Raw genomic sequence first — 19823 nt, forward strand, 5'->3', positions numbered from 1 at the left:
TTGAACCAGATTGCGCTGTTCAGCGCTTCACCACGCTTTGATAGCGCCCCGGGGTGATGCCGTAGGCGGCGCGAAAGTGTCGGTTGAGGTGGCTTTGGTCGGCAAAACCGAGGTCGTGGGCCACTTCGCCAGCCGCCCTGCCTTGGCGCAACAGGCCTTTGGCGCGCCGTGTACGCAACTGCATGGCCCACTGTCGGGGGCTCAGCCCGGTTTCTTTCTGGAAGGCCCGCAGCAAATGGAATTTGGACAACCCCAGTTCATCGCCCAACTGATCCAGCGGCAAGGACTGATGCAACTGTTGGGCAAGTAACTCCTGGGCGCGGCTGATCAGGCTTTTACCGACCGCGGCGCTACCCGGCAAACGCACGCCGCTAAGGCTGACGACTTCGCCCAGCAGCACGACCAACGCATCTTCATTCAATTCACGGATCCGAGCGTCAGCGCTCAATGAGCCAGTCACTGCAGCGGCCAGGCGTTGGGCGAGGTCGGGCTGAAAACAGAGCGAGCAATCGAACTCCAGGTGCGCCAAGCCCAGGTCGGCGGCCAGTTGGTCTGCCGTCACGTACAGGCTGACAAACTGCCATGGTGCACCGTCTGCCGCGCCGCCGCCCTGAATCTGCCCAGGGTTGTACAAAGTGATCGATCCCGGGCCTGCCTGGAACTCTCGTCGGTCCAGCCACACCTTTTCCTCGCCCAGCAGGTTGACCCCAATCACGCATTCGTCATGGCTATGGCGCGCAAAATTGAGGCCGGTGCAGGTGGTGCTGCTCAGCTCGTAGTTGCCCAGCCAGGCGTGTTGCATGGCGCTCATCGAATTGGCTCATGGCAAAGGAGAGCGCCGAGCATAACTAAATACTCAGGCGCAAGGCGAGGGCGGCCAGGGTGACTAACAGCACCGGCAGCGTCAGCACAATCCCGACCTTGAAGTAGTAACCCCACGTAATCGTGATGCCCTTGCGCGCCAGGATATGCAACCACAACAACGTTGCCAGGCTGCCAATCGGCGTGATTTTCGGGCCCAGGTCACTGCCGATCACGTTGGCGTAGATCATCGCGTCCTTGATCACGCCCACTGCATGGCTGGACTCGATGGAAAGCGCGCCGATCAACACCGTCGGCAGGTTGTTCATCACCGATGACAACAGCGCTGTCAGCACACCGGTGCCCATGGCCGCGCCCCACACGCCGTAAGTGGCGAAGGTGTCGAGCCAGGTGGCCAGGTACGTGGTGAGCCCGGCATTGCGCAAACCGTAAACCACCAGGTACATGCCCAGGGAGAAAATCACGATCTGCCACGGCGCTTCCTTCAATACCTTGCGCGTGGAAATCTTGTGGCCCTTGGCGGCGATGACCAGCAGGAGTAGGGCGCACGCCGCAGAAATCGCGCTGATGGGGATGCCCAATGGCTCCAGGGCGAAGCAACCGACCAGCAGGATGCCCAACACCCACCAGCCAGCGCGAAAAGTGGCCCGATCGTGGATTGCACTGGCGGGGTCGTCTAGGTCGGCCGGATCGTACGTTTGTGGAATGTCACGGCGAAAAAACCACATCAGCACCGCGAGCGTGGCTGCGATGCTGACAAAATTGACCGGCACCATGACGGCGGCGTATTCGTTGAAACCGATCTTGAAGTAGTCGGCCGAGACGATGTTCACCAGGTTCGACACCACCAGCGGCAGGCTGGCGGTATCGGCGATGAACCCTGCACCCATCACGAAGGCCAGGGTGGCCGCCGGCGAAAAGCGCAGGGCCAGCAGCATCGACATCACGATCGGCGTAAGAATCAGCGCCGCGCCGTCATTGGCAAACAGCGCCGACACCAACGCGCCAAGCAGCACCATATAGGCAAACAACCTACGGCCGCGCCCGCGCCCCCAGCGCGCCACATGCAGTGCGGCCCACGCGAAGAACCCGGCTTCATCCAGCAGCAGGCTGATGATGATCAACGCGACAAAGGTGCCGGTGGCATTCCAGATGATGTGCCACACCACTGGGATGTCCGCCAGGCTGATTACGCCACAGGCCAGGGCCAGGATCGCCCCCAGCGTGGCGCTCCAACCCACACCCAGCCCCTTGGGCTGCCAAATGACGAGAACGATAGTGAGCAGAAAAATGCCAGCGGCAATAAGCATGAATGTCCCCGGTAAGGCAAAAAGAGCCTAAAGATTGACCTGCAGCAACGTCTATTAATTCAGCCACAAGTGACTGAAATTAAAATGAAACACGAGTGTCCTAAAGTGCCCGACCATTGGTGATAAAGGAAGTAACCGCGTGACCCGTGCCACTCGCAACCTGCGCAAGACCCTCGATTCCGTCGCGGACAATAACGAAACCGCTGCGTTTGATCTGATGCGCGCCGTCGAAAAGCTCGGCGATGAAGTGCTGCGCCAGCGTTTGCTCAATACCATTCACCGGCTGAACCAGGATGCCTACGAGTTGCGCGAGGCGCGCGACGCGGTGGAGCGGGTGTCGGTCAAACTGGCCTGAGTAGGTCAATCGCATGAAGAAACGGTTTCCCGGGAACGGCTGAAAGGGCCAACGCAACTCAGTGTCAGGATGCTTATCAAATTCCTGACCGACTGAGGTGCCAGCATGTTTCCAACGAGAGTAATGGGGTCGTATTTTGATGCAACAGCGCGCCGCATTGAAGCCAATTTGCCCGAACCCCAGCCCCCGGTCCGCACACCTGAACAAACACCGACCGGGATAGAGGGCACTCCAAAAACCATCAGTTTGCTGCCGCCTACCGTCACGCCTGCACTTGGCGACTATATCAATACGATCACCCCAAGCTTTCTTACCCCCGCACAAAACACCGCAAACATCGTCAAGGCAGCGATCAAAAGCACTTGGAAAGTCGATATCGATCCAGGCAAGGCGCGCATCGCGACGTTCAACTATCAAATCGGCGAAGCCAAACCGGCTGACGGTAAATTACTGAATAGCATCACGTTGACGGATGCCGCGCTTAACAATATGCGTGAAAAAAATCCGGAAGATGAATCACTCAACGCGCAACAGCCGTGGTGGCGCAAGATGCTTGGCGTAGTAGAAAAAGGCTCGCCGTTGGCTGGCGCCATCATGCACACCCAAGGGATTATTAATGACGCGCATACCCATGAGTACATTATTCCGGCGTTTAGTCCCGATCCAAAGCATGCCTATCAAAACGATGAAAAACTGCACCACACGCCCCAGTCTTTCAGGGATTTGATGAGGCAGACTGAACTCAGTGCACCCTACAAGGCGCATCTGGATAAGTTCTGGCCGGCCAACGAAGCGCATTACCTGCAACTCAGCAAGCTTTCCTTTGCGACCGCTGCGCAGGCTCAGCACAAAGAGGGCAGCCTGAACGATCATGAGGTTGACATGGTTATGCGGGCTATAGGGGTCGGCAGTGGCAAGCGTTTGTCGAACTTGACGGTGGAGGAACTCAAGGCACCCTTCAGCAAGGATCCCCTTATCGAAACCGGGTTTTTGTCGGTCAATGGGACAGCGTCCACCGATCTTGTCTATGTGACCGACAAGCAGGTCTCGCGCGATACCAACAACAAAGAAGTCAACGCTACATTGCTATACATCCCCGGTAACTCCTCGCCGATCCACCGGTTTGACAGCGTCGCTCAAATGAAAACATGGCTCGCTGATCAGGCGGCAGATCCCGTCAAGCGCGCACAGTTATGCACGCACTTCAGTGAAAATGCCCAGGACGACAAGGTTTTTTCCGATGGGGTCAAACAGTCCCTGATTGGTCTTGGCGGTTGGACTGAGGCGCAAAAGCCCAATAAGTTGGGGTTCACGTCAATCAATGAGTGGAACCCGCAGACCTATATAACAGCTGACGCTGTGAACGCAGATCCGTTCGCGGCCATGACTCAGCGGCATAAGGCCCGCTCCTATATGGATGCGGCCCATGAAATCATCACAGATCGCGATGTCGTGAAGTCACGGCTCATCACCCTTGCCGAAGCGGCAACAGTCGCGGCGCTGATGCTGACACCGTTGGCGTTGGTGGTGCCCGAGGTAGCAATGGGTGTGGACGCCGTCTATGTGGCTGCTGGAGTCGCTCAGGCAAGTATCGGCATTGACGATGTCAGGCATGACAAGTCAGCGGGTACCGATCGGATTGTATTTGGTGCGTTGAACGCCGCCCCGGGGATCGCGCAGGGAGCTTCCAAGCTTGTCGCCGGCCAGTTGGAAGAGGCGACTAGCACGGCCATCGAGCTTGACGGCATGAGCGACTCAAAGAGTGTCGACTTGAACCTTGAGGAAGTGTTCAGCGACGAAGCGAAGCAAGAGGGTGTTCAGCGTGTCACCTTGGATACCAGTGTCCGAGACCTGCAGTATGTGGACGAAACGTTCTTCACCTTTGTTGATACCTACAAAGGTGCCGATCGATTGAATATTGTTGTGCATGGGCGGGAACTGGGTTTTCTGGAGAAAAAATACCAGTTGCCCACCGATGCCATGCTCAACGGCTTTGCTTCCACGCCCGAGGAGTTGCAGGGGCGGCTATGGGGAGATGGAATTGAAACGGACGATTACGACAACGTAAGGCTGATCATGTGCTATTCGGGCAGTGGCGGCGACGAGTCCTTCGCCGCAAAGTTTCATCAACTGATTGGTAAGCCTGTGAAGGCCTACGTTGGGCCTGTCGACGCCCTGTTCAATTCGAAAGAAATTGAGCGCCTCTATAAAAAAGCACTCAAGAGCAAGTCGGGGGTGGAAGGCCTGGAGCGACGGCTGACTGCGGAAAACCAGCCCGTCATCATTAAAGACAACCCCTTCTCTTCGGACCCGACTTCCCCCGAGTATCAGCAATATTTGGGTTTCAAATATCGCCCTGTGCATTTCCCGGCGAGAATCGGTTGAACCGATAGCTTTGCTGCTTGCAAGATCGTTCAAGACAACGCTGGTGGCGTGCTGGCATGCTTATCGACTGTCTGTCGATGAGCCGTGTCCATGTCTATTGCCCTACCTCATTACGCGTTCGCTCGCGGCGCAATCGCCGTGATTCCCTTATCCCTGGCGTGTGCGCCGTGGGGCCTGCTGGCAGGTTCCATGGCCATCGACGCGCAATTCACGCCGCTGCAAGCCCAGGGCTTGTCCGCCATTGTGTTTGCCGGTGCGGCGCAGTTGGTTGCGATTGGCATGGTCAAGAGTGGCGCCAGCCTGATCTCCATCGTATTGACCACCTTGCTGCTGACTTCCCAGCACTTGCTCTACGGCATGCACATGCGTCCAACGCTGTCAGCGCTGAATGCCCGTTGGCGCATGAGCTTGGGCTTTCTGTTGACCGACGAATTCTTTGCCCTGGTCAGCCACTACGACCGCGAGACGTTTAACCGCTGGTACGCCCTGGGCGTTGGGTTGACGTTCTATATCGCCTGGAACCTGTTCACCCTGGCTGGCATCGTGCTGGGTAAAAGTATTCCGGGGCTGGACCAGCTGGGCTTGGAGTTTTCCATCGCGGCGACCTTCATTGCGCTGATCACACCCGTGGTGCGTGATATCCCGACGGTGGTGTGCGTGGCCGTGTCGCTGCTGTTTTCGGTGTGGCTGAGCTTCCTGCATTGGGAGTCGGCGGTGGTGGTGTCCGGCGTGCTGGGCATGAGCGCAGGGTATGCCTGCAAACGACTGGGGGTAGGGCAGCAATGATCTACATCATGATTGTGGTGATGGGCTTGGCGGTGTTTCTCAACCGTTACCTGTTTATCGAGCCGCGCCTGCCGGTGCGCCTCAATCGTGGCGCGCGAGAGTTTCTCGGGTTTGCAGTGCCGGGGATGCTCACCGCGATTTGCGGGCCGATCATTTTTCTGGCTGACCACCAGCACCTTAACCTCAGCCCGGCCAACCCGTACTTGCTGGCCGGAATCAGCGCTGTGGCCTTGATGTACTGGACGCGCAACGTATTGCTCACCGTGTTGTTGAGCATGGCGGTGTTTTATCTGTTCCGTTGGCTGCTGTGAACGCCAGGCAAAAAAAAGCCCGCGGGAGGGCGGGCATCAAGGGAGACTTCATTAAAAATGAGCCTGCCCACTATAGGCGGCGCATTCTCCCTTTACAGTGAAACTAAATTCATCCAACGCAGAGCAAGGCAGCCCCAATAGAGGCTGCCTTGTCGCATCAGCTTTTCGCGTTGAGCTTGCGCAGTTCTTCGTAGGTGGCCGACTGGACGAACCAGAAACCGGAAATGATGCACCACGTCAACGTACCGCCCACCAGCACCGCCAGGCCCGACAGGAAGCTGGCGCTGAACATCGAGACCAGGCCGATCAGCCATACGAAGGCCAGGGCGATGTAGAGCACGGAGTTATTGACGCTGATGACGAAATCTTTCATGACGCTTCCTTGTAGAGAATATCCCGTGGCCTCCTCAGTGAGACCAGCGGCGCCATCATAATGCCATGTCTGCCGCCCGCGCCACCCTGAATGCTCCTTGTGTATTGCGCGATGGCCAGGGCCGGCAAATGGTAAAGTCGCGTTTTTTCCAACGGAGCAATGGCATGCACAAGGTGGTAATTGGCGCATTGGTACTGGCCGCACTGGCCGGTTGCGCAGGTTCGAAGATGAAAGACGCGCGGGCAGGCACGCCTTACAAAACCCTGGCTTCGGACAAGGCCACCCTGGTGGTTGCCCAATGCATCCAGTTTGGTTGGCAGGACGAAACCGTGTTTGGCGTAGACGCCGGCGGCTTCAAGGAGCCTACCGAGGCGGGTGGTTTTACGGTGTACACCACGGGCGGTGATTACTTTGTCGATGTGCAAAGCACCGGTGCGGGTTCGACCGTCAAGTACTACGCCGCCGAAGACAATATGCCGGCCAAACGCCGTTTGGCGGCGCTGGCAACCTGTCTGTAATCCAATGCCTTAGTGCTTTTAGGAAATGCCCGGCACGACAGGCGCTGGACATTCGCTTATGATTCACATCGCTCGCCCGACATGATGGCTCTTTACCAGTACACGGATGTCGAGGCTGGACAGTCGGGCGAGCATCCTTTTCCCTTAGCGGGGCATGAATCCCAAATGCCAGCGCCTTGGAATACTCAGTGACACCACACCCAACACTCCCGCCAATACGCCGCTGACCGCCAGCGCCTTGAGGCCCATGTGCTGCTCAAGCAGCGCGCCCATCACTGCGCCCACGAACATTCCTGCCCACGGCACCAGTTGCACCCGCCAGCCGTTGCGGCGTTCTCCCAAGACCCAGCGTCCCAGGCCTCGGCCAAAGCGTGATAACGCACCCGTGACATAGGTAAGCCCCACCGGCAAACCGTTGACCTCTTCCACGGCCGCATTGAGCATGCCCATTGCAATGATCGCGGCGAGCAACGCCGGCAAGGCATCGGTTACGGGCAATAACGCGCCGCCACACAGCAAGGCTGCAATGCACAGCAGCAAGGGCAGGGCATGCCGTCGACCGAGCCGGCTGATCACCACGCCCAATGCATTGCCGACGACAAACGTGGCGACCAGCAACGACAACCGCCCCGTCAGCCCCACATCGCCCGCGCTGATGGCCACCGCGAGCCGTGTGGTGTTGCCGCTCATAAAAGACACAAAATCGCCACTGGCCATAAAGCCGATAGCGTCGGTCATGCCCGCCAACACCGAAAGGCTGGCCACCAGCATCATGCCCACTCGGCCACGCCAGCGCTGGCGGTGGGCGAGTACGGCGTTGGCAAACGGTTTGCGGGGCAAAGGCAGCATGGGGCCGGTGTCCTCGATGAGATTATCCGGCCACTACCGTAGGACGCTTTGCTGGCCTGCGCAATGACCTCAGGCACCCTCCAAGTGCCACTGCGCGTTTTCCCAGCTCAACACATGCGTCGGTTTGACCGCCCGGATGAACGCTTCATCGTGGGACACGAGCATCATCGCCCCGGTAAAGCCTTGCAGTGCGTGTTCAAACGCGATCACCGACTCCAGGTCCAGGTGGTTGGTGGGTTCGTCCAGTAGCAGCAATTGCGCAGGGGTTTGGCGCCATAGGGCAACGGCCATCGCCGCTTTAAGGCGCTCGCCGCCGCTGAGTTGCCCCGCAGGCTGGGTCACCCGCAAAGCGTCCAGTTGCAGCAAGGCCAGGCGCGTACGCAGTTCGGCTTCGGCCAGCGGCGTGTCGAGCAGGTTGAGCTGTTCGACGATGGAACGCTGATTGTCGAGCAAGCCGAGGTGTTGATCGATATAGGCGCAGGGCACATGGACACAGCAGTCGCCACTTACCGGCTGCGATTGGCCTGCCAGCAACTTGAGCAGTGTGGATTTGCCGCAACCGTTAGGTCCACGCACCGCGATGCGCACGGGGCCAGCAAGGTGCAGGTTAAGGCGGGACGCGGGCAGCCACGGTAATTGCACATCCATCAACGTGAGCACTTGGCGCCCGTTGGGCACTGCCGAGGCTGGCAAGGCCAACAAGGTTGGGGTTTCATCCTGTATGCGCTCGTAGGCTTGGCGAACCTGGGTGTCGAGGGTGTGTTTGTGCTCCCGGTGTGCACTGCGCACGGTGCTGACGATTTCGGTGGCGGCGCCTTTCCAGCGTGCCTTGGTAAAGCGATCGACGTTCGCGGTTTGAGCATGTTTACGTGAGCGGGCGGCATTGCGTTGCAGGCTGTCATGGTCTTTCTGCAGGCGCCGATGTTCGCGGCTGCGCTCCAGGCGCGCGTGCTCCAAGGCGTTGACTGCTGCCTGTTGTTCGGCGTCACGATGGATGCGGTAGGTATCGTAGTTGCCGCCGTAGACCTGAGCGCCCTGGGGGGTGAGTTCAATGATGCGGCCGAGGGTGTTGAGCAGTTGCCGGTCGTGGCTCACCACCAGCAGGCCGCCCTGCCAATTCGCCAGCACCTGCAACAGCCAAGCACGACCGCTGCTGTCGAGGTGGTTGGTGGGCTCATCCAGCACCAGCAACTGAGGCGCGGCCAACAGGGCGCCGATCACTGTGACGCGAGCCAGTTGGCCGCCGCTGAGTTGGTCGGCCGGGGTGTCAGTTTTCAGGTGATCCAGCCCAGCGCTATCCAGGGCATTGCGCAAGCGCTCGGCCAGGTCCCAGCGGTCGTCAATCAGTTCAAAGTCGTCCTGTTGTGCGGTGCCGTTGGCCATGCGTTCAAGCGCGGCCAGGGTCGGGGCTGTCCCGGTGATGTCGGCGACGGTGTCTTCCGGCATCACCTCCACACGTTGCGCGACGTAAGCCACGGTGCCTGTTCGCGTCAGTGACCCCGAAGAGGGTAAAAGCAAGCCCGTGATCAATTGGGCGAGGATCGTTTTACCGCGACCATTGCGGCCCACAATGCCGGTGGGGGTGTGGTCGATGGACAAGGTGAGGTTGTCCAGCAGGGTTTCGCCATTGGCGAACTGGAAACACATGTGTTGCAGGGAAACGAGTACGGGCAGCCGGTTGACGTCAGTCATCAGCACCTCCAAAAAAATGTCGAACAGGCCAACAAGCGCGCCAGGCGGCTCGTTGCAGATACATTTTGGAAGGCTTAGTTGTTCACGTCGGCGGTCGTCCCGAAAGTCAGAAGGGGCGCAAAGCCTAACGCGCCTTGGCTTTCTTCGGCAAGCCTGTTGCCAATTGTTCCAGAAACATCGCCAGCGCCACCTCTTCCGCCTTGAGCCCCTTGCGTACCCTTGGCTTGGGCAGTTTCGACAGCTCCCCCAGGCTGAAATGCTCCAGCACGGCGGGGTGGATGTAGCACTTGCGGCACACCGCTGGGGTATTGCCCAGTTGCCGGGCGACGTCCTTGACCATCGCCACCACATGCCGCTTGGCATCGGATTCGGGCTGCCATTCCAATTCACGCAATACCGCAAGTGCCAGGGCGGTACCCGCCCAAGTGCGGTAGTCCTTGGCGGTGAAGTCGGCGCCCGTGAGGCTGTGCAAGTAGGCGTTCACATCGTGAGAGCTGACGGTATGCCGCTCGCCGTCCTCGTCCAGGTACTGGAACAGGTTCTGTCCCGGCAACTCCAGGCAGCGCCTCACCACCGTGGCCAGGCGTCGGTCCTTGACGCTGACCTGGTGCTCGACGCCGCTCTTGCCGCGAAACTGGAACTGGATCTCGCTGCCCTTGATATCCACGTGGCGGTTGCGCAGCGTCGTCAGCCCATAGGATTTATTATCCCGTGCGTACTGCGTGTTGCCGACACGGATCAGCGTGGCGTCTAGCAGCATCACCACGGTCGCCAACACTTTTTCTCGGGTAAACCCAGGTTCGGCGATTTGCGCTTCCAGTTGCCTGCGCAGCTTTGGCAGGGCGTCGCCGAAGGCCTGCAGACGCGAGTACTTGTCGCTGTCGCGCACTTCACGCCAGCGTGCGTGATAGCGGTATTGCTTGCGCCCCCGTGCGTCACGGCCAGTGGCCTGTAGATGGCCACGTGGGTCGGCGCAGATCCACACATCGGTGTAGGCGGGCGGCACGGCCAGGGCGTTAAGACGCTGGACTTCCTCGGGGTCCTGGATGCGCTCGCCCTTGGCATCGAAGTACTGGAACTTGCCACGCAGCGTCTTGCGGCGGATGCCGGGCTGGGTGTCGTCTACGTAATGCAGGTCACGAGGCAGATCGGCGTCGGGCATGGCACAAGCTCCTTGGGCATATCTGATTGACCGCAGCGCTGTGCGGTCGTGCCAAAAGGTTTTTACGCCAGTACTGCTACCGCCTTGATCTGCGCCCACAGCGTTTGGCCGGGGTGCAGTTGCAACTGATCGCGTGAGAAACGAGTGATGCGCGCCAACAGCGGCGTACCCCCGGCATCCAGGCGTACCAGCACGTGTGCGTTGTTGTCTGCGCAAATGTCCTGGGTGACGGTCACCGGCAGGCGGTTGAGTATGCTGCTGTGTTCCTCGGCCTGCAGGCTAAGGCTGACGTCCCGTGCCTGCACCTTGATGCGCAACGCCTTGCCCACTGCCAGCGGTGCATGGGCCACGCGCATGTGCAGGGCACTGTCGGGCAATTGCAACGTCAGCAACTGGTAATGCTCGTCGTAGGCGCTGACGCTGCCGTTGATCACCACGCCGGCATCGTCGCCCAACGCCATAGGCAGGTCGAGCCGCGCCAGGGTTTCGCCGATAGGGCCGCTGGCCAGGGCCTTGCCGTCGCTGAGCAGCACGATGTGATCGGCCAGTCGCGCCACTTCATCCTGGGCATGGCTGACGTACAGCACCGGGATGTCCAACTCGTCGTGCAGGCGTTCCAGGTAGGGCAAGATCTCGCTTTTGCGCTTGCTGTCCAGGGCGGCGAGGGGCTCATCCATCAGCAACAGCCTAGGGCTGGTGAGCAGGGCACGGGCGATACCAATACGTTGGCGCTCACCACCGGAAAGGTGTTGTGGATGGCGGTCGAGCAGATGGCCGATACCCAGCAGTTCGGTGGCCTGCGCCATGTCGACCCGGCGTTGTTCACGGGGGATGCGTTTGAGGCCGAATTCCAGGTTGGCGCGCACCGACAAGTGCGGGAATAGGCTGGCTTCCTGGAACACATACCCCAACGCGCGTTTATGCGGCGGTACGAACAGCCCTTTGCGGCTGTCTTGCCAGACCTCATCGTTGATCTGGATAAACCCATGCTCGGCGCGCTCAAGCCCGGCAATGCAGCGCAGGCAAGTGGTCTTGCCAGAGCCGGAATGCCCATACAGCGCGGTGACGCCACGGCCGGGCAAATGCAGGTCTACATCCAGTTCGAACCCAGAATATTTGAGTTGCAGGCGTACATCGATCATCGACATCAGCTCCAGCCCATCTTGGTTTTACGGCTGGAGTACAGCGCCAGCAACACGAGGAACGCGAACACCACCATGGAGCCTGCCAGCCAGTGGGCCTGGGCGTATTCCATGGCTTCTACGTGGTCGTATATCTGCACCGAGACCACGCGGGTCTTGTCTGGGATGTTGCCGCCGATCATCAGCACCACGCCAAACTCACCGACGGTGTGGGCGAAGCCGAGAATCGACGCGGTGATAAAACCTGGGCGCGCCAGGGGAAGGATCACTGTGAAAAACGTGTCCCAAGGATTAGCGCGCAAGGTGGCAGCCACTTCCAGGGGGCGCGTGCCGATGGCGGAGAAGGCGTTTTGCAACGGCTGCACCACAAATGGCATGGAATAGATCACCGAGCCGATGACCAGCCCGGCGAAACTGAAGGTGAGGGTGCCCAGGCCCAGCCATTGGGTGAACTGGCCGAAGTAGCCGTTAGGGCCCATGGTCAACAGCAAGTAGAAGCCGATTACCGTGGGTGGCAGCACCAACGGCAAGGCGACGACGGCGCCAATGGGGCCGCGCCACCACGAACGGGTGCGCGACAGCCACAGGGCAATCGGAGTGCCGATGACCAGCAGGATCACGGTGGTCAGTGACGCCAGTTTGATGGTCAACCAGATAGCGGAAAAATCGGCACTCGATAGCGGCATTTAGAGCTCGTAACCGTAGGACTTGATAACGGCAGCGGCTTTTGGCCCCTTTAGGTACTCAACCAGTGCCTTGGCAGCCGCGCTGTCCTTGCCTTTGTTGAGGATCACTGCGTCCTGTTTGATCGGGTCGTGCATCGACGACGGTACGATCCATGCCGAACCGCTGGTGACTTTGCCGTCTTTGTAGATCTGCGACAAGGCGACGAAGCCCAGCTCGGCATTGCCGGTGGACACAAATTGATAGGCCTGGGTGATGTTCTGGCCTTCGACAATCTTGTCCTTGACCTTGTCGGTCAGGCCTTCTTTGGCCAGCACTTGGGTCGCGGCCAGGCCGTAAGGCGCGGCTTTCGGGTTGGCGATGGAGAGGTGCTTGAACTCGTTTTTCTTCAACACGTCGCCCTTGGCATCCACGTAGCCTTCTTTGGCCGACCACAGCGCCAGGGTGCCCACGGCGTAGGTGAAGCGCGAGCCTTTGACGGTGTCGCCTTCGCTCTCGAGTTTTTGCGGGGTGGTGTCGTCGGCGCTGAGGAACACTTCGAACGGCGCGCCGTTCTTGATCTGGGTGTAGAACTGCCCGGTGGCGCCATAGGCCGCGACCAGCTTGTGGCCGGTGTCTTTTTCGAAGTCAGCGGCAATTGCCTGGATCGGCGCGGTGAAGTTGGCAGCCACCGCTACCTGGACTTCATCGGCGTGGGCCGAACCAAAAGCGAGGGCGGCGACCAGCGCGGCCAGGCGTGAGACACGAATCATCATGAAGCAGCTCCTTAGGGGGTGTACGGCTTGTTATAGGTAGAAGGCTTAACCGCTATCTACGGGAATATATAGCGGTTGGCCATTGCCGGTACAGTGCAAAGTTGCCCCAGGTGTCAGTTCTTGTGCAGCTTGGCTAACGCCTGCTCGGCCAAATGGCGGGTCAGGTCATACGTGGACAGCTCTTTACCCAGGCGCAGCGCCTGGCCCGACCATAGGTTGCTGAACCCCGCTTCATCTTTAGCCTTGAGTGGCATTAACGCGCCGCCGGAGGTGGGAAATGCCGGAGCCGCCGGGTTGATTGGGCCTAGCTCACGCATGACCCGGTTGACGATGCCCCGTGCCGGACGGCCTGTGAACAGGTTGGTCAGCGCGGTTTGGCTGGCTTGGGCGTGGCGCAGTGCGTGGTGGTGAGAGGGGGTCACATTGGCCTCGGGAGTGAACAGATACGCCGTGCCAATCTGCACCGCCGAAGCCCCCAAGGCAAAGGCTGCGACGATCCCGCGCGCGTCGCCAATACCGCCGGCGGCAATGACCGGCACGCTGACTGCATCGACAATTTGCGGTACCAACGCGAACAAACCGATTTGTGTGTTCAGGTCGTCGCTCAAAAACAACCCACGATGCCCACCCGCCTCAATGCCCATGGCGATAATTGCGTCGCAGCCATGCTGCTCCAGCCAGATGGCTTCTTCCACCGTCGTTGCCGACGACAACACTTTCGCGCCCGTCGCCTTTACTCGGTCGAGCAAGGCCTTTTCGGGCAAGCCAAAGTGGAAGCTGACCACCTCTGGGTGAAACTCTTCAATCACCTGGCACGCGGCTTCATTGAACGGTTCGCGGTTGGAAACGGGCGTCGGTGCATCATAGTCAGCACCCAGTTCACGGTAGTAGGGTTGCAGGAGCTCCTTCCAGTGGCGGTCGCGTGCCGCGTCGGGTGCAGGGGGTTGATGGCAGAAGAAGTTGACGTTGACAGGACGCGAGCTGGCCTGGCGAATGGTGGTCAACGCCTCGCGCAATTGATCGATGCTCAACGCTGCCGCCGGCAGCGAGCCCAATGCGCCGGCCTTATTGGCCGCAATGACCATGGCGGTGGTGGTGCCCACTGCCATGGGCGCTTGAATGATGGGAACTTCGATGTTCAGCAGATCAAGCAGACGGGTGTCTGGCCAGGTGCTCATAGCATGCGTCTCCAGCGTTAGTCAGTCTTTTCGCTGTTTTAGCAGGGCCGTTGGCACCCGGCCAGTCTGTTTTATTCACTGGACGGGACGATTGATTCGTGCACGTTTTCAGTCAATCGTCTGTCCCAGCACCTCGTGAATACGCTGGGCGATATGGGCCGCATGGGTTTCCAGGGCGAAGTGACCGGTGTCCAGCAACTCCACCACGGCGTTGGCGTTGTCGGTCTTGTAGGCGTGTGCGCCCGGCGGAATGAAGAACGGATCGTTTTGGCCCCAGATCACCAGTGTTGGCACTTGCGTGGCCTTGAAGAACGCCTGGAACGCTGGGTACTGCGTGAGGTTGTTGCGGTAGTCGAGGAACAAGTCCAACTGGATCTCTTCGTTGCCCGGCCGTTGCATCAACAACACGTCGAGCATGTAGGACTCCGGTGCTACCAAGTCCGGCTGGTTCACGCCATGCAGGTATTGGTAACGCGTGCCTTCGAGGCCAAGTACGCCGCGCCGAACCACGTCGCGATTGGCGGCGCTAGGGTCGGCCCAGTAGGTACGGATCGGCGCCCAGGAATCCCCAAGCCCTTCCAGGTAGGCGTTGCCGTTCTGCGAGACCAGCGCGCTGACTCGTTCTGGATGGGCGACGGCCAGGCGCAGGCCCACCGGCGCACCGTAATCGAAGACATACAGCGCATAACGGCTCAATTCCAGCGCATCGACAAAATGCCCCACGGTGATCGCCAGGTTATCGAAGCTGTAGTGGTAATCGCGTTCTGCAGGTACCTCGGTGAAACCGAAGCCTGGCAGGTCCGGTGCGATCACACGAAAGCGGGTCGCGAGCAGAGGGATGAGGTCGCGGTACATATGGGAAGAGCTGGGAAAACCGTGCAGAAGCAGCATCACCGGAGCGGTGGGGTCGCCGGCTTCACGGTAGAACATGCGCACGCCATCGGCATCGATAAGGCGGTAGTGAACTGCGGGAGCTTGGAGGGTCATGGTTGAAATCACCTTTTATGTAACTTGATAACGTATTTATACGGGTTACCTCTTTCAAAAGCTGCGCTCAATTAGGTAACCTGTCAAACGTTTTATATCGGTTAGCATTTTGTCGGCTGTAACTACCATTTCGTTTGATTGGCGGTTACGATGCCAGCGCATTCAAGAGAACTGACCATGACTATTTCCGCGCCGCCCGCTACACCTCTGGAGCCCTACGTCCTGGCCGACGACCCGGTACTGGACATGCTCAACACCTTGGCGAATATCGACGGTGTGCCGTGGGATTTTTGGCAGGTCGATGCCGACGTGCAAGCGTGGCTGGTGCGCCTGAGTTGGGTGCCGAGTGATAGTCTTCCGGCGCTTGAAGAAGGTGCACTGCTCAATGCGGCACGCGAGCTGCGCGAGGTGATCCGTGAGTTGGTAGCCACGCGCAAGGCCGGGAGACCTGGCAATCCAGCAGCGCTCAACAGCTTTTTACGCAAAGCCGTCAGCCATCCGCAGTTGGTGTGGCCGTCAAACGAGGTGCCACGGCTGGAGCGCTTGCGCAAGGTACAGACCGCCGAGCAGTTCCTGGCACCGATTGCCGAAGCTGCCGCAGGCTTGTTGGTGGACGGCGATTTCAGCTTGATTCGCCGCTGCGAGCATCCAGAATGCATCCTGTGGTTTTATGATCGCACCAAGGCCCACAAGCGCCGTTGGTGCAGCATGGCGTTGTGCGGCAACCGGCATAAGGTGGCCGAATTTCGTAAACGCAAAATTCGTTAATCGCTGAGGGTGTGCTCGCGGGCGAGTAACTGACGCTTGCGCTCCACACCCCAGCGGTAGCCTGACAAGTCGCCATTGCTGCGCACCACGCGGTGACACGGAATGGCCACCGCCAGGCAGTTGGCGCCACAGGCCTGAGCCACCGCGCGAAAGGCCTTGGGCGCCCCGATACGTTCGGCGATTTGCCCGTAGCTGACTGTGCTGCCTAACGGAATATCACGCAACGCTTGCCAGACCCGCTCCTGAAAAGCAGTGCCACGCAGATCGAGTGGCAAGTCCAGGCCCAGGGCAGGCGCTTCGATAAACCCGACGACCTGGGCCACCAATTGTTCAAAGCTGTGATCGGCGCCTACCAGGCTGGCCTTGGGAAATTGGTCCTGCAGGTCGCGCACCAGTTTGTCCGGGTCATCCCCCAGCAAAATCGCACATACGCCGCGAGTGCTTTGCGCCACCAATATCGCCCCCAGCGAGCATTGCCCGACGGCAAACAGGATTTCGTTGTTGGTGCCTCCGGCCCTGTAATCACTGGGCTTCATGCCGAGTAACTGGTTGGCCGATTCGTAGAAGCGGCTGTTGGAATTGAAGCCCGCGTCGTACAGCGCATCAGTGACTGAGTGCTGGTCCTTGAGCCCGTCACGCACCTTGCGTGAACGGTGTGCGCTGGCGTAACCCTTGGGCGTCAGGCCGGTGACGGCCTTGAACACGCGGTGGAAGTGAAAGGGGCTGAGGCCGGCTTGCGCGGCAAGTACTTCCAGGCTGGGTGGAGACTCGGCCTGCTCGATGTGTCGACAGGCGTTGGCGACCAATTGCGCGTGGTGAGCTGCGACTTGGGTGCGGTCGCCAGTGGCGCGTTTACTCGCACGGTAGCCAGCGGCTTCGGCTTGGGCCGGTGTGTCGAAGAATTCAATGTTCTGCGGGCGCGGCAGGCGCGAGGCGCTGCTGGGGCGGCAATACACGCCGGTGGTTTTTACGCCATAGACAAACAACGCGTCGGCCTTGGGGTCGCGGGCCAGGATCGCGGCCCAGCGGGGGTCTTGTTCGATAGTCATGGTCGGCACTCTTTACAGGTCCTGTGCAGACTAGCGGTGTTGCAGGCGCCTGACACTCCGAAGCTTGCGGTCAAATCAGCCGGCGGTGCGGAAGGTGAGGTTGATGCGCTGTGGGCCCATGATCGGGTGCACGCCCTCCTTGATGGGCATCACGCCGTGAAAGCGCAGGCGATCCACGCCGCCCCAGACCACCACGTCGCCATGAAACAGGGAAACTTTTTGGGTCTTGTCGCTGCGCTCATGGCCGCCAAACAGAAAAACTGCCGGCAAGCCCAAGGACACCGACACCACGGGCGCATTGTAACGGCGCTCATTCTTGTCTTGGTGCAGCGACATCTTTGCGCCCGGTACGTAACGGTTGATCAGGCAGGCGTCGGGCGCAAAGTCGATGAAGCCTGCGTCTGTCGCTGCCTCGACGGCCAGTTGGCGCAGCGCGTCGGGCATGTTTGGCCAGGGCTGTTGGCTGCGCGGATCCAAGGGGCTGTAGCGATAGCCGCCGGCATCGGTGGTCCAGCCCAAATCGCCGCAACTGCTCAGTGCGGCCGACATGGTAAAGCCGCCGGGAGTGATCATTTGTCGAAACGGCGATTGCGCCAGCACCTGCCGGAGTTCTGGAAGAAGGCGATCAATCCAGGGCAGGGCGTAGCCCCTCAGTACGTACGACTCTTCGCCAATTTGTTCACGCCCTGCGGGTTGTTGCAGGGCGTCATCGGCGAACAGGTCGGCAGTGGGGCCGTGCATGGGCCTACAGTGCCTTGCTCACGTTGATGTCGGTGATTTCATCGGTGGCATCGTGAATTTTTGCCAGCGCTTGCTTGGCTTCTTCTACGCTGTTGCTCTGCAACTGGGCAAATTCGAAGCGGCGTTCGCCGTTGAGTTTGTACTTGATGACGTATTTAGTAGTGGAAGTCACGGCGATGTCCTGTTGGGTGTTCAGCTCAGTTTGGAGCTGGTACGGCGCACGATACGGATCTTGTGGGACAGCGTCGGCTTTTTGGTCACGCTGATCGCGCGGCGGGTGACCACGTCCAAGGTGATGTTCCAGAACCCGGTGCTGGGTGCGGTGATCTTGGCCGGGAACTTGTCGAACGCGCCGCCGTGGTAGGTATGGCGACCGCCGTTCTTGAAGCTGCGAAAGTTCGCATCGCTCATCAGGCGGATGTTGCACGTTTGCGAGCATTCGATGACGACAATGTCTCCCTCGTTGAGGTGCTCGCGCTGGTGGATGAATTTCATGGGGTGTCTCCAGAAGGGCTTTTTCTGAAAAATCAGAACGATACGTAGGTTAAGATGGAGTTTATCAGCCCCAGCGCGTTTATTATCGGGTCGTCTTCACTGACGTCGACAATTTAAAACAGTTATTTACCGAGTTATCAGGGATAAATCCTACGTGGGCGGGAGAAAATTACCATCCCCGCTGTCGTAGGGTCTTTATCGGAGGTTTTGTATGAAGTGGAGTGTGTTGGTTCTGGCCTTGGCGATAGGTGGGTGTGCTTCGGTTGCAGATATCAAGCAGACCCCGCCGACACTGGCGGTCATTTCCGGGAAAAAACCCCAAGAATACGCGGCATGCGTGGTGCGCAAGCTGTCGACAACCCGTCGCCCGCCGCAGATCGAGCCGCATAAAGATGGCGTGCAGGTGATCGTGCCGCAAAAGTTCTCGGCTGATCCATCAGCTATCTTTGAAATTGAAGAGCGCTCCAGCGGCAGCAGCATCAAGCTCTACGAGAGCATGTCCAACGTGCCAATCCGTCCGGGTGATGTGAAGAAGGCCGGGGAAGACTGCATTTCCGGCTGATGCCGTGATGGAACAATCAGATATGAAGCGCGAACACGTCAAGGCCCGCCAGGCCGAGGGCCAGATCTCGGCCACCCATGTCATCCAGAATCCCGCCGACCTTGGCGAGTGGATCGTCTTTTTCAAGAAAAGCGGCGGTCGCAGCTTTTTCCTGGTGGACGATCATGATGAAGTCGAATCCTTTTCAAGTCTTGATGAGCTGACCGAGACCCTGCGCGGGTTAGGGATCAAGTTCGCCGAGATCCACCTGTAGCCTTCGGCTACTTGCAGACCACCACCACGCTGCGACTTTTGTAGTTGCCCACGTCTTTGCCCAGGGTCTTGTCGGCTTCCTTAAGCGACGGCGTACCCTCAGTCCCCACTATTCGATAGCCGGTGCCCGCGCAGGACGCATCGGCCTTCTCGTAGCAACTGGCCCAGGAATTGGCTTCGCCCGAGCAGTCGATGGTCAAGCCTTGCTCACCGTTTTTCAGGTAAATGTCAGAAGTGGTGGTGCAGCCAGCAAGCGCCAGTACCGCAGTCAGTGCCAGGGTTTTGTTCATGGATAGGTCGTCGTCGAGGGTGTAGGAGGAGGGCGCTGACACTGTCGTGGGGCGTCTGCGGGAGATTATAGCGAACCGCCATCAAGGTACAGGCAAACACAAAAAAAGCCCCGTCCAACGGGGCTTTTTACGAAGCCTTCGAGGCTTACTTGCCTTTAGGCCGCTTGCTCGATGCGTGGCCTGCTTCATCCACGAACACTTCAGCGACGGCGATCGCTTGGCTTTCGCTCGCGAATGCCCCGGCAACGCTGTCGCCGTGGAAGTTGATCAAGTGCCAGCCGTCCGCTCGCTTGGTGATCAGGTAGCCGTTCACGCCTTTTGGTTCTGACATCTATTAAGAATCTCGTGGTCTGGTTC

General features: G+C 59.3%; 25 protein-coding genes. 8 read left to right on the top strand and 17 right to left on the bottom strand.

Translation table 11 applies throughout. The annotated features are described in order from the left end of the window. Window positions 1–19: 19 nt before the first annotated feature. Both HF257_RS18990 and HF257_RS18995 read right to left on the bottom strand, forming a co-directional pair. Window positions 20–811, bottom strand: coding sequence for a helix-turn-helix transcriptional regulator (locus tag HF257_RS18990; protein WP_185705962.1), 792 nt, complete (start codon window positions 809–811; stop codon window positions 20–22). 37 nt (window positions 812–848) lie between these two features. Continuing rightward, window positions 849–2132 carry an arsenic transporter gene (locus HF257_RS18995; RefSeq protein WP_185705964.1) on the bottom strand — a complete coding sequence of 428 codons (1284 nt, stop codon included), beginning with the start codon at window positions 2130–2132 and terminating at the stop codon, window positions 849–851. 139 nt (window positions 2133–2271) lie between these two features. Here HF257_RS18995 and HF257_RS19000 point away from each other — a divergent pair, with 139 nt between their 5' ends. From HF257_RS19000 to HF257_RS19015, 4 genes are all read left to right on the top strand, one after another. Beyond that, complete coding sequence (locus HF257_RS19000; RefSeq protein ID WP_135290409.1) at window positions 2272–2487, top strand: hypothetical protein; 216 nt, start codon at window positions 2272–2274, stop codon at window positions 2485–2487. A gap of 123 nt (window positions 2488–2610) precedes the next feature. Beyond that, the gene (locus HF257_RS19005) at window positions 2611–4872 is read left to right on the top strand and encodes a dermonecrotic toxin domain-containing protein (protein WP_185705966.1); all 2262 of its coding nucleotides are present in this window, start codon (window positions 2611–2613) and stop codon (window positions 4870–4872) included. 90 nt (window positions 4873–4962) lie between these two features. Then, entirely contained in the window at window positions 4963–5658 is a 696-nt protein-coding gene (locus HF257_RS19010) for an AzlC family ABC transporter permease (RefSeq protein WP_185705968.1), read from the top strand. After that, the gene (locus HF257_RS19015; protein WP_185705970.1) at window positions 5655–5969 is read left to right on the top strand and encodes an AzlD domain-containing protein; all 315 of its coding nucleotides are present in this window, start codon (window positions 5655–5657) and stop codon (window positions 5967–5969) included. The genes HF257_RS19010 and HF257_RS19015 overlap by 4 nt, the downstream gene beginning before the upstream one ends. Before the next feature lie 157 nt (window positions 5970–6126). Here the strand turns inward: HF257_RS19015 and HF257_RS19020 are convergent, their stop codons facing one another. Continuing rightward, window positions 6127–6342: a hypothetical protein gene (locus HF257_RS19020; protein WP_105697316.1), complete on the bottom strand. Its 216-nt coding sequence runs from the start codon at window positions 6340–6342 to the stop codon at window positions 6127–6129. A gap of 164 nt (window positions 6343–6506) precedes the next feature. Here HF257_RS19020 and HF257_RS19025 point away from each other — a divergent pair, with 164 nt between their 5' ends. Then, window positions 6507–6860: a hypothetical protein gene (locus HF257_RS19025; protein WP_185705972.1), complete on the top strand. Its 354-nt coding sequence runs from the start codon at window positions 6507–6509 to the stop codon at window positions 6858–6860. Window positions 6861–7004: 144 nt separating this feature from the next. On the opposite strand, the gene HF257_RS19030 is transcribed toward HF257_RS19025, so the two are convergent. From HF257_RS19030 to HF257_RS19065, 8 genes are all read right to left on the bottom strand, one after another. Next, a complete protein-coding gene (locus tag HF257_RS19030; protein ID WP_185705974.1) occupies window positions 7005–7709 on the bottom strand; it encodes a YoaK family protein in 705 nt (234 codons plus the stop codon). Between the two features lie 69 nt (window positions 7710–7778). Next, on the bottom strand, window positions 7779–9401 hold the full coding sequence (locus HF257_RS19035; protein ID WP_185705975.1) for an ABC-F family ATP-binding cassette domain-containing protein: 1623 nt from the start codon (window positions 9399–9401) through the stop codon (window positions 7779–7781). A 124-nt stretch (window positions 9402–9525) separates the two neighbouring features. Beyond that, on the bottom strand, window positions 9526–10563 hold the full coding sequence (locus HF257_RS19040; protein ID WP_185705977.1) for a DNA topoisomerase IB: 1038 nt from the start codon (window positions 10561–10563) through the stop codon (window positions 9526–9528). A gap of 62 nt (window positions 10564–10625) precedes the next feature. Next, window positions 10626–11705, bottom strand: coding sequence for a molybdenum ABC transporter ATP-binding protein (modC, locus tag HF257_RS19045; protein WP_185705979.1), 1080 nt, complete (start codon window positions 11703–11705; stop codon window positions 10626–10628). A 5-nt stretch (window positions 11706–11710) separates the two neighbouring features. Then, window positions 11711–12391 (bottom strand): molybdate ABC transporter permease subunit, encoded by a 681-nt coding sequence (gene modB, locus HF257_RS19050; protein WP_017734225.1) that lies wholly within the window; start codon window positions 12389–12391, stop codon window positions 11711–11713. Further along, window positions 12392–13144, bottom strand: a complete 753-nt coding sequence (modA, locus tag HF257_RS19055; protein WP_185705981.1) for a molybdate ABC transporter substrate-binding protein — start codon at window positions 13142–13144, stop codon at window positions 12392–12394. A gap of 113 nt (window positions 13145–13257) precedes the next feature. Further along, window positions 13258–14322 (bottom strand): NAD(P)H-dependent flavin oxidoreductase, encoded by a 1065-nt coding sequence (locus HF257_RS19060; protein ID WP_185705983.1) that lies wholly within the window; start codon window positions 14320–14322, stop codon window positions 13258–13260. 108 nt (window positions 14323–14430) lie between these two features. Beyond that, window positions 14431–15309, bottom strand: a complete 879-nt coding sequence (locus HF257_RS19065; protein WP_185705985.1) for an alpha/beta fold hydrolase — start codon at window positions 15307–15309, stop codon at window positions 14431–14433. Between the two features lie 177 nt (window positions 15310–15486). Between HF257_RS19065 and HF257_RS19070 the strand changes: the two genes are divergently transcribed. Further along, complete coding sequence (locus HF257_RS19070) at window positions 15487–16077, top strand: CGNR zinc finger domain-containing protein (RefSeq protein WP_185705987.1); 591 nt, start codon at window positions 15487–15489, stop codon at window positions 16075–16077. On the opposite strand, the gene ada is transcribed toward HF257_RS19070, so the two are convergent. The 4 genes from ada to HF257_RS19090 form a co-directional block, all read right to left on the bottom strand. Continuing rightward, window positions 16074–17126, bottom strand: coding sequence for a bifunctional DNA-binding transcriptional regulator/O6-methylguanine-DNA methyltransferase Ada (gene ada, locus HF257_RS19075; protein ID WP_185705989.1), 1053 nt, complete (start codon window positions 17124–17126; stop codon window positions 16074–16076). The genes HF257_RS19070 and ada overlap by 4 nt on opposite strands. 75 nt (window positions 17127–17201) lie before the next feature. Beyond that, window positions 17202–17867, bottom strand: a complete 666-nt coding sequence (alkB, locus tag HF257_RS19080) for a DNA oxidative demethylase AlkB (protein WP_185705991.1) — start codon at window positions 17865–17867, stop codon at window positions 17202–17204. Window positions 17868–17871: 4 nt separating this feature from the next. Next, on the bottom strand, window positions 17872–18039 hold the full coding sequence (locus HF257_RS19085; protein WP_185705993.1) for a hypothetical protein: 168 nt from the start codon (window positions 18037–18039) through the stop codon (window positions 17872–17874). Window positions 18040–18059: 20 nt separating this feature from the next. Continuing rightward, window positions 18060–18362 carry a DUF1883 domain-containing protein gene (locus HF257_RS19090; RefSeq protein ID WP_135290423.1) on the bottom strand — a complete coding sequence of 101 codons (303 nt, stop codon included), beginning with the start codon at window positions 18360–18362 and terminating at the stop codon, window positions 18060–18062. A 211-nt stretch (window positions 18363–18573) separates the two neighbouring features. On the opposite strand from HF257_RS19090, the gene HF257_RS19095 reads away from it, so the two are divergent. Both HF257_RS19095 and HF257_RS19100 read left to right on the top strand, forming a co-directional pair. Beyond that, a complete protein-coding gene (locus HF257_RS19095) occupies window positions 18574–18924 on the top strand; it encodes a hypothetical protein (RefSeq protein WP_185705995.1) in 351 nt (116 codons plus the stop codon). A gap of 22 nt (window positions 18925–18946) precedes the next feature. After that, window positions 18947–19177, top strand: a complete 231-nt coding sequence (locus HF257_RS19100) for a hypothetical protein (protein WP_185705997.1) — start codon at window positions 18947–18949, stop codon at window positions 19175–19177. A 7-nt stretch (window positions 19178–19184) separates the two neighbouring features. Here HF257_RS19100 and HF257_RS19105 read toward each other — a convergent pair whose 3' ends face one another. Both HF257_RS19105 and HF257_RS19110 read right to left on the bottom strand, forming a co-directional pair. Further along, window positions 19185–19466, bottom strand: a complete 282-nt coding sequence (locus HF257_RS19105) for a hypothetical protein (RefSeq protein WP_185705999.1) — start codon at window positions 19464–19466, stop codon at window positions 19185–19187. A gap of 145 nt (window positions 19467–19611) precedes the next feature. Then, a complete protein-coding gene (locus HF257_RS19110; protein ID WP_012724166.1) occupies window positions 19612–19797 on the bottom strand; it encodes a hypothetical protein in 186 nt (61 codons plus the stop codon). Window positions 19798–19823 lie beyond the last annotated feature (26 nt).

This window comes from Pseudomonas cremoris (genome assembly GCF_014230465.1).